This is a genomic window from Nostoc sp., from assembly GCF_036916575.1.
Classification (GTDB): Bacteria; Cyanobacteriota; Cyanobacteriia; order Cyanobacteriales; family Nostocaceae; genus Nostoc.
The window spans coordinates 19707-31417 of the sequence record NZ_JBALGC010000106.1; the positions used below are offsets into that span (position 1 = coordinate 19707).

The 11711-nt window shown below is 43.2% G+C and carries 13 protein-coding genes; 8 read left to right on the top strand and 5 right to left on the bottom strand.

Annotated elements, in window-relative coordinates; translation table 11 throughout:
* Positions 1-42 precede the first annotated feature (42 nt).
* Positions 43-891 (bottom strand): Rpn family recombination-promoting nuclease/putative transposase, encoded by an 849-nt coding sequence (locus tag V7L29_RS22855; RefSeq protein WP_334736901.1) that lies wholly within the window; start codon positions 889-891, stop codon positions 43-45.
* Between the two features lie 135 nt (positions 892-1026).
* On the opposite strand from V7L29_RS22855, the gene menB reads away from it, so the two are divergent.
* The gene (gene menB, locus V7L29_RS22860) at positions 1027-1860 is read left to right on the top strand and encodes a 1,4-dihydroxy-2-naphthoyl-CoA synthase (protein WP_334736902.1); all 834 of its coding nucleotides are present in this window, start codon (positions 1027-1029) and stop codon (positions 1858-1860) included.
* A gap of 127 nt (positions 1861-1987) precedes the next feature.
* On the opposite strand, the gene V7L29_RS22865 is transcribed toward menB, so the two are convergent.
* The 3 genes from V7L29_RS22865 to V7L29_RS22875 form a co-directional block, all read right to left on the bottom strand.
* A complete protein-coding gene (locus V7L29_RS22865; RefSeq protein ID WP_334691104.1) occupies positions 1988-2302 on the bottom strand; it encodes a hypothetical protein in 315 nt (104 codons plus the stop codon).
* A gap of 468 nt (positions 2303-2770) precedes the next feature.
* Complete coding sequence (locus V7L29_RS22870; RefSeq protein ID WP_334736903.1) at positions 2771-3310, bottom strand: DUF721 domain-containing protein; 540 nt, start codon at positions 3308-3310, stop codon at positions 2771-2773.
* Complete coding sequence (locus tag V7L29_RS22875; protein WP_334736904.1) at positions 3291-3452, bottom strand: hypothetical protein; 162 nt, start codon at positions 3450-3452, stop codon at positions 3291-3293. Before V7L29_RS22875 ends, V7L29_RS22870 begins: the two co-directional genes overlap by 20 nt.
* 136 nt (positions 3453-3588) lie before the next feature.
* On the opposite strand from V7L29_RS22875, the gene V7L29_RS22880 reads away from it, so the two are divergent.
* From V7L29_RS22880 to V7L29_RS22910, 7 genes are all read left to right on the top strand, one after another.
* Complete coding sequence (locus V7L29_RS22880; protein ID WP_334736905.1) at positions 3589-4938, top strand: hypothetical protein; 1350 nt, start codon at positions 3589-3591, stop codon at positions 4936-4938.
* Between the two features lie 233 nt (positions 4939-5171).
* Positions 5172-5927, top strand: a complete 756-nt coding sequence (locus V7L29_RS22885; RefSeq protein WP_334736984.1) for a PspA/IM30 family protein — start codon at positions 5172-5174, stop codon at positions 5925-5927.
* A gap of 161 nt (positions 5928-6088) precedes the next feature.
* Positions 6089-6865 carry a PspA/IM30 family protein gene (locus tag V7L29_RS22890; protein ID WP_334691106.1) on the top strand — a complete coding sequence of 259 codons (777 nt, stop codon included), beginning with the start codon at positions 6089-6091 and terminating at the stop codon, positions 6863-6865.
* A gap of 174 nt (positions 6866-7039) precedes the next feature.
* Positions 7040-7375, top strand: a complete 336-nt coding sequence (locus V7L29_RS22895) for a thioredoxin family protein (protein ID WP_334691107.1) — start codon at positions 7040-7042, stop codon at positions 7373-7375.
* Positions 7376-7586: 211 nt separating this feature from the next.
* Complete coding sequence (locus V7L29_RS22900) at positions 7587-8816, top strand: LL-diaminopimelate aminotransferase (protein ID WP_334736985.1); 1230 nt, start codon at positions 7587-7589, stop codon at positions 8814-8816.
* A 617-nt stretch (positions 8817-9433) separates the two neighbouring features.
* Positions 9434-10471: an NF038130 family PEP-CTERM protein gene (locus V7L29_RS22905; RefSeq protein WP_334736906.1), complete on the top strand. Its 1038-nt coding sequence runs from the start codon at positions 9434-9436 to the stop codon at positions 10469-10471.
* A gap of 563 nt (positions 10472-11034) precedes the next feature.
* Positions 11035-11457 (top strand): response regulator, encoded by a 423-nt coding sequence (locus V7L29_RS22910; RefSeq protein ID WP_334736907.1) that lies wholly within the window; start codon positions 11035-11037, stop codon positions 11455-11457.
* Positions 11458-11478: 21 nt separating this feature from the next.
* Here the strand turns inward: V7L29_RS22910 and V7L29_RS22915 are convergent, their stop codons facing one another.
* The gene (locus tag V7L29_RS22915; protein WP_334736908.1) at positions 11479-11658 is read right to left on the bottom strand and encodes a hypothetical protein; all 180 of its coding nucleotides are present in this window, start codon (positions 11656-11658) and stop codon (positions 11479-11481) included.
* Positions 11659-11711: the final 53 nt, after the last annotated feature.

Sequence of the window (11711 nt, forward strand, 5' to 3'; positions counted from 1 at the left end):
CGGAGTGCGATCGCTCTCCTCCTCTGCACCTTTGCGTGAAACTTACCCCCTCACTTCACTTTGTAACCACCCTTCCAAATCAGCAAGAGTAGAGAAATCCAGCAAAGCATCACCTAAAGCTTCTAACTGTTCCACCGATAACCCTTGAATCTGGGACAGAAGCGCATCAGGAATATTACCGACGCGCCGATTTAATAGTCGTAAAACGACCTTTCTTTCTCCTTCAACCTTTCCTTCCTCTCGTCCTTCTTCCTTCGCTTCTAGAATAGCCCGTGGTTCTTCCAAATTCAGTCGCAACATTGCTGTAATCTCCTCTCGACTCAGGGTAGAAAACTTGTAGACGATAATCGTCGTCACCAAATCTATTATCGCTTGCTCCGATTGTTGCCGTGCTTGTTCCAGCAAAAACCGCGCTCCTTCCACTGTTTCCGTTTTTGAAGTAACATTTGTCAACAACATCAACCCCAATCCCAAAGGTTGTTGTCGCAAATCCCCCAACTCATCCAGATAAACCCGCGTGACTTGACCACTTTCTAACAAAGCGCAGTGAATCGTTGAGATAGAAGGTTCCAGAATGCGAGAACCAAAAATTATTACCCCAAACCAGTCATCATAACGGATAGAGTGGCGGTAGAGAAACAAAAACAATTCACTAAAGAAGCGGTGATATAAGTCTTCGTCCTTTTGAAACTGGACTTCTGCAAAAAAGACGGTTTTGGAAACTGCATTAGCCGGAGGTAAAAATACTCCATCAATCCGAAACGCCGTTTCTTTCACTTCAACTGATTCAAACTGGTAGTTTTCTGCTTCTGGGGGTGGTTCATCTACTAATTCAAACAGCAAACCAGGAAATTGCTTAAATAATTTGTAGAAGATGGTGTCACGTCGCATTTTTATTCCTCAACACCCAGAACCAGATTGTAAAGGCTTGAGACACCAATTTTAGCGTAGGCGTAGCCCACCGTAGGTATCGCTTGTCCCTAAGACCGCGATAAAATTCTTGAAGCAACAGCGCACTCCATACCAATGCAAATTAACTGGCAAACTGCCAAAACCTACGAAGATATTCTGTATCAAAAAAACGATGGCATCGCTAAAATCACCATCAACCGCCCCCACAAACGCAATGCCTTCCGTCCTAAAACTGTCTTTGAACTATACGACGCTTTCTCTGATGCTCGTGAAGATACTACTATAGGTGTTGTCCTATTTACTGGATATGGGCCACACACTGATGGCAAATATGCCTTCTGTGCTGGTGGCGATCAAAGTGTGCGGGGACATGCGGGTTATGTGGACGATACTGGCATCCCCCGCTTGAATGTGCTGGACTTACAACGCCTGATTCGTTCCATGCCGAAAGTGGTGATTGCTCTAGTAGCTGGATATGCGATCGGTGGTGGACATGTCCTACACTTGATTTGCGACCTCACCATCGCTGCTGATAACGCTATTTTCGGACAGACTGGCCCTAAAGTCGGCAGTTTCGACGGTGGTTTTGGAGCCAGCTATCTCGCCCGCATCGTGGGACAAAAAAAAGCTAGAGAAATTTGGTTTCTTTGCCGCCAATATAATGCACAACAAGCTTTAGAAATGGGCTTAATTAATTGCGTCGTCCCAGTGGAACAACTAGAAGCGGAAGGTATTCAATGGGCGCAAGAGATTTTAGAAAAAAGCCCGATCGCAATTCGGTGTCTCAAAGCCGCGTTCAACGCTGATTGTGACGGACAAGCTGGTTTACAAGAACTCGCTGGCAATGCTACCCTACTCTATTACATGACAGAAGAAGGGTCTGAGGGCAAACAAGCCTTTCTCGAAAAGCGCCCACCAGATTTCCGCTCTTTTCCTTGGTTACCTTAAAATTGCAAAAATCGCACCTCATTAAAGGCTGCGATTTTTGTAGATGTCAACTTTTACTACACTAAAAATATTAAAAACAAATCTTATTTTAAGCAAACGACAAACTCAGTTCAGTAATAATGAATGACTAAATAACCACTGCTTTAGTCTTTATTTGTTCAGATATAGAGGCAGTTATTTCCTCTACAGGCACAAGAGCAGCATTGTCTAAATCTGAGGCTAGAGATTGAGAAGATGTTAAAACTGGGGCTGCATCTGGCAAAATCCAGGCATCTTCCAAGGTTTCCCAAGAAGGTGCAAAAGGTGGAAGCGCCAAAGAGCAAGCCTTCCAAGTCGCTTGAACTGGTGCTCCCAACTGCTGGCACATTCCGCCACGGCGACCCTCTGGCTGGTAATGACGGCAATATTTACAGGCAGATGCTAAAAATTTAATAGGTTTCATTTGGATTCATCTTTAGTGCCGTATCAGGCTGAATTTCATTCTTATATTTTGCATCTATATATAAATACGGATAACAGCCAAAAAGTCATTATTTCATCTAGGTTTCAGCGATCCCAATGAAAAAATAAACTTCAGGATATTTTTATATTCTTGTTATATATTTAAATAATTATTAGAGTGGTTACCTATGGATTTTGGCTAAAAATTATTAGGGATCAAGACTAAAACTAAAGCTTTTGATTTATCCAGCCTTTTAACTTCCTCCTTAAGGATAGTTTAAGGCATAGAATTTCAGATCAAAAGTCTGCTTTGTATACGACATTCGGTATATTCTCGCAGTAAAATATCTTTTTGCTTAAGAATCAGCACTATTTTATGTGGTAGCAGCAAGTTACTTCTGGATAAATTCTGCTTAATAAATAATCGCTAAACTATTTTGCTTTCAATTTAGGTCAGAACTGATTCCCTTCAAAACTGTTTAGCAGCACAGACAGAACAGACTGTCCAGCGCTGGAGTTCGCCGGGTGGAGTGGGAGATTGGCACTGGGGACAAAGGGGTAAGCCATGCGATCGCGATCGCATAATCTTAGTCCAATGCTCAAATGCAGCATTTACATCCTTGGTGGGTGTAACATCAGGGCGGCTAATCTCATTACCAAGGTAACTGGGATGCTCATCGGGTGTAACCGTTTGTTGCTGTTTTCTCTCCACAGATGGATTCTGCCAGCCAGCAGTAGAGAAGCGAATATCAACCAAAGGCGTTGGCAACTTTTGATTCAACTTTAAAAGCAGAGACGAGCGACCAAAAGTCAGGTTTTGCGCCCAAGCAGCACTAGAAGTTGCTATCCACAAAATATCGCGCTGAATCGACAACGGTCGAGTATGTGCGGCAACTACTGGCCCAACAACTTCTGGCCAAAACTTGAGCAGGCGTTGAAATGGTTGCTCCTGCCATTTAGCCTGCTTTTCCAGAATGCCTAATATATCATTAATTGATTTCAACGACATCGTTAAAAGTACTGTTAGCGATAGCGGGGCGTTTAGCCCGTGCTGTTAGCGGATAGCTATGGTTTAGCCCGTGAGGAGTGAGGAGTTCTCCCCCTGCTCCATACCCTATTTCCAAAATAGACTCCCACGAACTATTGTTCACAACAAAGCCTGAAAATCTCTCTTTTCTAGTCCACAATGCCCTATGCCCAGTCTATCTATTTAAATAATTTTCGCTACTATTGTCACAAATATATCTAAAGTTAATTCCAGCAGTCTACGTTTGAGGCACAGAGGCAATGACTCAAAACCCCCTGAACGATTCCGGTACTCAATCGTCTAAAACACCTGGGTTGAAACCAGCACTAGCAGCAGCACTAGCAAGTTTAGAGGTGCCGCTAGATCAAGAGTTAGCTCGATATCGACGCACGCGAACTGGTTTGGTGTCATCGAACCAGTCCCGTGTTGCAAGTTACATAGGCAGTCAATCCCAGCCGTTGACTGCTATTCCTACAACATCCGACACAACTCAGTCATCAATAACGGAAATTAAAACTAATGTGCCACCTGCATCTGTACCCGTGAATCATCAGGGAACCCCAGCGCCAGCTACGGCAAAAATTGACGTACCACCAGCATCTTCTGTAGCTGTGAATCCTGAGACGAAACCAGCGCCACCTACGGCAAAGACTGAGGAACTAAATAATCTTAATGTGACCTCCACCTCCGATTCTGCTAAAACCCAAACCCAACTTCCACCACCCCCGCCCAACTTTAGTAGCAGCATCGTGCCAGCAGTCGTTAAAGATACTAAGAGCGAAAATCTTTTGCAGCCAGATAATACCCCTAAGCACCCAGATGACTATTTAGAATCTAGTGAAGCACTGCTGCGAAGTCTGACAGAAGAACAACCACAAACCAAGAAGCCAAGAAATTCTAGCGACAGTCTGCTATCACCTTTGGGTATCGGCTCAATGTTACTGCTATTGATAGCAAGTCTTACTTTGGGTTATGTAGTGTTCAATCCCAAAAGCTTGTCACAATGGAATTTAGGCAAGTTGTTTAACGGCAACTCGTCCCCTAGAGCAGAAAATACTGAGGAAGTTAGAAGTAATGTCCAACCTCAGATCCAGCCACCAAGTAGTTCTATACCCAAGTATCCCAATCTAGCTGCCCAAGAGTTTCCTGAGGTGAGAGACCCCAATGATGTAGTTGGCTTAAAACCCAAAGTCCAACCAACCCTCGCAGTCATTCCCCAAAATCCCATAAATCCTCAAGCGGCATTGCCTGCCCCCAACACAGCCCTAAAACCGACAAATCCGATCGCCTTAGCACCAGTACCGACGCTACAGCCCTTGCCCCCCCTGAATTTGCCTCCCACTTCAACATCAAAAACTTCGCCCAAGCCAATCGCAACCTCACCAAAGCCGAATGCAGAAATCAAACCAGGAACAGATGGGTTCTATCATGTAGTCATAGATAATAAAGACGCGGCTTTTGCCTCAGCACGGCAAGTAGTTCCCGATGCTTATTTATCACCCAACAAAGAATTGATTTATCTGGGTGCTTTTAAGACTAAAGAGCAAGTAAAACAACAGATGCAACTGTTACAGGCAAAGGGAATTAAGGCACGGGTTCAGCAGCCGTAAGTTGCAAAAATCTACGATACCATGAGATAACAGTCCTGAGTTTTGAGTGCTGAGTCCTGCGTAAATAGGACACAAACAGAAGTCTGAGCGTCGGCTTTTGGCGTCCTCTTGGTAAAGTCAGGAGTTTTAATACTCAGCACTAAGTTAGTTGGGATGTGGCATCCACATATGCAGTGATGAGTAATTATCAAAACTCATTACTCAGCACTGAATTTCGTGAATGGAGAGCCGACATGGAATTAATCAAGCGTATCTTGCGGGTGATTCGCGCTAATCTCAATAGTTTGATCGGTAGTGCAGAAGATCCAGAAAAGATTCTGGAGCAAACTGTCCTGGAGATGCAGGAAAATCTGGTGCGGTTGCGGCAGGGTGTAGCACAAGCCATCGCTACCCAGAAACGCACCCAACGACAGGCAGCGGCTGCTCAGTCTCAAACAGAAGAATGGTATCGCCGCGCCCAATTGGCCCTGCAACAAGGCAGCGAACCTCTAGCACGCGAAGCTTTAACTAAGCGCCAAGCCTATAAAGAAACCACTACAGCCCTCTTTTCCCAGATAGAGCAGCAAAACGATATAGTAGCTAGGCTAAAAAAGGATATGCGATCGCTAGAGTTAAAAATTGCCGAGGCGAAAACAAAAAAAGATATGTATATTGCTCGCGCCCGTTCTGCCGAAGCGTCTTATCGCCTCCAGGAAATGTTCGGCACAGTTTCTGCCACCAGCAGTCTGAGTGCCTTTGAGCGGATGGAAGAAAAAGTTTCGCAGATAGAAGCTCAATCAGAAGCCATAGCTCAACTCAGTAGCGACGACTTGGAAACACAATTTACTTCTTTGGAATCTACTAATGATGTGGATGCCGAATTAGCAGTGATGAAGGTGCAGGTTTTAAACCAAGCAGAAAATACACAGCACAACAATCACCTCAGTGAGGAGAAACAGAACACAGCGCAGCCTCTCCAACAACAGTTACCCAAAACTCAGGACTCTTGAAGTTCGGCTAATTACCCAGTTTGGAGATATCTTAACAATTAAGAGTTGTTAGAAGCTACTGATTCAAACCGGAAAGATTACATTGAAATAGGTGGCTATTAAAAAGTAAAAAAGCTAACTGTCCAACTAAAAGCGTAAACCACACAAGGAAAAACAAAGTTATGGGATTATTTGATCGGATTAAGCGAGTAGTTAGTTCTAACCTCAACGACCTGGTTAACAAAGCCGAAGACCCCGAAAAAATGCTAGAACAAGCCATCCTGGAAATGCAGGAAGACTTGGTTCAGCTGCGTCAGGGAGTAGCCCAGACGATCGCCGCCCAAAAACGCAGTGAGAAACAGTACAATGATGCCCAAAATGAAATCAATAAGTGGCAACGCAATGCCCAACTGGCGTTGCAAAAAGGTGATGAGAACTTAGCACGACAAGCTCTAGAGCGCAAGAAGACTTATACTGACACCAGCGTAGCCCTCAAAGCTAGTTTGGATACGCAAAGCACTCAAGTTGAAACCCTCAAGCGCAACTTAATCCAGCTGGAAAGCAAGATTTCTGAAGCTAAGACCAAGAAAGAAATGCTCAAAGCTCGGATTACTACTGCCAAAGCCCAAGAGCAACTCCAAGGCATGGTACGTGGGATGAATACCAGCAGTGCAATGGCTGCCTTCGAGCGGATGGAAGAAAAAGTTTTGATGCAAGAAGCCCGTGCCCAGTCAGCACAAGAATTGGCGGGTGCAGATTTAGAAACTCAATTTGCACAGTTGGAAGGTAGTAGTGATGTTGATGATGAATTGGCAGCTTTGAAAGCACAAATGTTACCACCCGCAACTCCCCAAAGTCAACCCCAACTGCCACCGCAACAACAAACCACTGCTCCTAAGTCTAATGAGGTGGTTGATGCCGAGTTGGATTCCCTACGCAAGCAATTGGATCAACTCTAAAATTGCCAGAAAACTTATTTGAGCCAGTCCCACGCCTATTGGCTGTGGGATTTTACGTCATTAGTCAATAGTTAAGAGTCCTAATAACTATGAATTATTGATTATGGACTATTGACGACTTTGGGATAAAGTATTGTGTGTGCCAACTTTGATCGCCACGTGATGGAGACTGCAATGAGTAAGGCTGTAATCACCATAACTGATGCTGAGTTTGAAACCGAAGTGTTAAAAGCCGAGCAGCCTGTATTAGTTTACTTTTGGGCTTCCTGGTGTGGGCCTTGTCAATTGATGTCGCCCCTGATTAACTCAGCTGCTACCAAATATAGCGATCGCCTCAAAGTCGTTAAAATGGAAATTGACCCCAACCCACTCACTGTTAAACAGTACCAAGTGGAAGGTGTACCCGCCCTCAGACTATTTCAAGGCAAGGAAGTTTTGATATCCACTGAAGGAGTTATCGGCAAAGATAAATTACTCGAACTCTTAGATACACACTTAAATAATAATTAGTCAATAGTTCATAGTCCATAGCAAATGACTAATCAGCCTCACGGGTGACGCTCGTGCGTCTCTACGAGACGCGCAAGGGACGCTACCGCTGCGCTAACGCCAGTCACTCATGGGGAGCGACTCCGTTGCCAGGTTCCAAAAGTTATACTCCTAGGTCGAAGCAAGTGGCGTGAAAACCCCCTGTAAAAGCGCTGGCTCACTAATGACTAACATGCAATTTGCAAAGCGTTTACAACCCCTGCAATCGAATGTATTTGCTGATATGGACAGAGCCAAGGCAGTTGCTTTGGCAGCTGGACAACAAGTAATTGATTTGTCGTTGGGGTCTTCGGATTTACCAGCCCAGGCACATGTGATTGAGGCGATCGCCCAGTCTCTCCATGATCGCAGTACCCACGGCTATCTGTTATTTAACGGTACCTTTGGGTTTCGCCAAGCCGCAGCCAACTGGTACGAACAAAAATTTGGCATCAAAGTCGATCCCCAAACTGAGGTACTACCTCTGATTGGTTCTCAAGAAGGCACAGCTCATTTACCTCTAGCATTGCTCAATCCAGGAGATTTCGCTCTGTTGCTCGATCCAGGTTACCCCTCCCATGCCGGGGGTGTCTACCTAGCTAGTGGTCAAATCTACCCGATGCCGCTACGGGCAGAAAACGGTTTTTTACCAGTGTTTGCTGATATTCCTGCCCCAGTCTTGGCTCAGTCGCGGATGATGGTATTAAGTTATCCTCACAATCCCACAGCTGCGATCGCTCCTTTATCTTTCTTCCAAGAAGCTGTCGCCTTTTGTCAGCAACACAATCTCGCCCTCATTCACGATTTCCCCTACGTAGATTTGGTATTTGAGGAAACTGGGGAGTGGGGATTAGGAACTAGAAAAAATCTTTCCCAATCCCCAATTCCTAATACCCGATCCCTAGTCCCTTCAATTCTGCAAGCTGATCCAGACAAAAGCGTCTCCATTGAATTTTTCACCCTTTCCAAGTCCTACAATATGGGCGGCTTCCGAATTGGCTACGCCATCGGTAATGCCCAGTTAATTAACGCCTTACGCCAGGTAAAAGCCGCAGTTGATTTTAATCAGTATCGGGGGATTTTGAATGGTGCGATCGCTGCCCTAACTGGCCCTCAAGCTGGGGTAAAATCTGCTGTCGCTACTTTCGAGGGACGCCGTAATGCTTTCATCAGTGCTTTACACCGCATTGGCTGGAATGTTCCTACTCCCAAAGCGACAATGTACATCTGGGCAAAATTACCCTCACATTGGAGTCAAAACTCCATAGAATTTTGTACCCAGCTAGTCAAACAAACTGGTGTAGCCGCTTCCCCAGGTGCTGGCTTTGGCAAATCTGGCGAAGGGTATGTCCGCTTTGCCTTGGTGCATGAGCCACCTTTGTTAGAAACTGCTGTGGAAAGAATTGCCCAGTTCCTTCATTAAATTTCTTCTCAAGCTGAACACCAAGGATTTTTTGCGGCAAAGTCTATGAATGAAACCTGTGGTAGGGGCGCATAAATGTGTATTGGTGTCAACTTAAGGTAAAAGCCAGTCTAGAACAAACTTTTAGAGATTGTCTCCAAAAGAAGTCTCCGACTCTTAATGCATAATGGGAGCCTCCGCCTCTTGACTTGTGACAGCAGCCCAATGAAGAGCATTTCCAGCCAGAGTCTGGAAACGAGGTTTTAAAGGGGTTTGGGCTTAAGTTGACACCCATGACAAATGTGCGTACCTGCAAATCACCGTATTATACTGAACTTCAAAAATATTAATTTGTTGTTTTTATACTATATGTTTTAGAAATAATATGTAATTAAACGTATAAAAATATCGAAACATTCGTCATCTTTTTATTGATAATCATCAGGAACTTTACCCAATCAGGTCTCCCCGTTTCTTAAACTGGGTTTGTACGCTCAACTACCAAAGATGGCTAAATAATACAGATCGCGTCTTCAAGCAGCCGTATTGTCAAAAAGCGCCTGTAGTCAAGACAGCCCAAGCCTAAAAACGGCAGTAGTTTAAAACTTAACTTTCAAACTGACAGAGACTTGAAAAAAATGAAGATGACTTTTCAGAAACTTGTAATTGGTGCCTCAATGGCTATTGGTGTGAGCGCTCTTGCCACTGCTCCAGCACACGCTGCATCCTTTGACTTCAATAATACAGTAGAAATTAACACTTACACTGGTGGCTCAAATGGTACTTTCATTAGAGGGAATGCACAAGGTGGTACTAACGCTGCCATCAAAGCTTTGACAGATAATAACCCCACTTCTAACGTCGAGCTTTGGTATAGTAGCGAAACCCCAGATTCTAATGTTGGTTTCACTGCCACAGAAGGAAATTACAGTGCTACCGTTAGCAGTGTCACTGCTAGTGACTGGAATACTTTTGGTTCGCAATGGCTGGGTGATCTATTGACTGCTTATACTCCATTCAAGTCAGTGTGGAATGGGTTTTCAGCGACTACCCAATCATTAGTAGCGAGTTATTTTCCTTCATTGGGGATGGGAGACCCTAACATTGGTAGCTTCCAATTCGGTCAAAATAGCGGTGTGGAACTGAGTTTGGTTGGTCACTTGGATGTAAAGACCAAACTCTCAGACACACTTTCTACTAAGCTTAACGAAGCGTGGACTGGAGGAGTGAAATCACTATTTCCAGGTAAAACAACTCTACCAAGCGCTTTAGAAGTTCAAACTCAGATTTCAACACTTCAACTAACGCTAAACTCGCCTCTAACCCCTGCTTCTAAGAAGGCAACGCTGTCAACTCAAATAGCTCAACTGACATCATTCAAAGACCTCCTCAACTTCCAAACTGCATTAAACGCCTACCAAGGTGAAATTGGAGCTAGTGAAATTGCCAAGGTAGTTACTGGTGGTAAAACCTCCTACGCTTACAGCTTTAACCCCACTGCATCTGGAATTACAGCCTCTGATGACGGCATATCCTACAGCGCATATTACACTTGGCACACATCTGGATACACTGCTCCTCTAAAGACAGTGCCAGAACCATCAATAATACTTGGTTTGCTGGGTGTTGCTGGTGTGTTTGCTACCCAACGCAAATTTAAAAAAGCATCTATTTAAGATTGCGGGTTCAAAACTAAAAAGAAGTAAGGGAGCTGTTAGCTCCCTTTTTTTATGAATACTTCCTTTAAACTATAAGATTGATTGAATCTTCTAAGTTATACTATTTCTAAAAACATTTGCAACAAATAAATCGGTTGTAAGGGTTTACATCTATATACCCCTACCGACGTATTTGTAATAGGAATTTCGTGAAATGGTATTACTTGCGCTCACATCTAGATGAAAACTGTTTTAGGAAGGGCAATTACTCTATCGTTAGTTCCAGTATTACTTAAGTATTTTTACTTAAAAAATTTAGAAAATTCGATTTTTAAAAATAGTATTTTATTTAATATTTTAAATTATAAAAAATCCGTAAAGAAAAGCTTAATTTTTAATTAAAAATATCCTGAATGATAATATTATTAAGTATTGTAGTGCCGGAAAATTTAATCTCTTAATATTTTTGACTAAATTACATAAGTCAAGTTTCTATTCATTTCACCATTTAAATGCACTACCGTTTTAGTTTATGGTAATAATTGTTGGCTTTTACTTAGATAATCAGATAATAGGTAGCAATGACAGCACAATTACTCAATATAGATCAGCCATTGCGGTCACATAAAGTTAAACGAATTTTGCTAGTTGAAGACCATTATCTCAATAGGATATTAATGAGTGACTATCTAACTTACTGTGGGTACGATGTTCAAAGCTTATCAGAAGGCTCTGCTTTTTTCTCAACTATAGAGAAATTCGAGCCAGATTTAATGTTATTAGACTTGAAATTGCCAGATATTGACGGTTATTCGCTTTTAAAACAAGTCCAGCAAAAACCTGATTTTTCAAAAATACCTATCATTGTGGTTTCAGCCTTTGCTTTTAAAGCAGATCAAGAACGAGCTCTGAGTTTGGGCGCGCGCCGCTATTTTGTAAAACCTTTAAAGCTCAAGGATCTCATCCTTACAATTGAAGAAGAGTTTAGTTTTTGCCACAGATAAACTTTTCTGCTGGGCGTGCATTTATTCCGCTTTTTGGTTAGCGATGAACTCTTCCACGCACTCACTAATATTTTGTACAGAACTGCCAATTATTGAGATTTTCTGTTGGACTTGCGCTAACAACAAAACTGCTGTTTGCAGTTCATTGAGAGTTTCAGCCATAGCCTCACGGTACTGGGCTTCAAAGTCTTGCAAATTCATAGTTTAGCTTTTGTCTAAAATCATTATAATAGCTATACTCACAATCATAATCA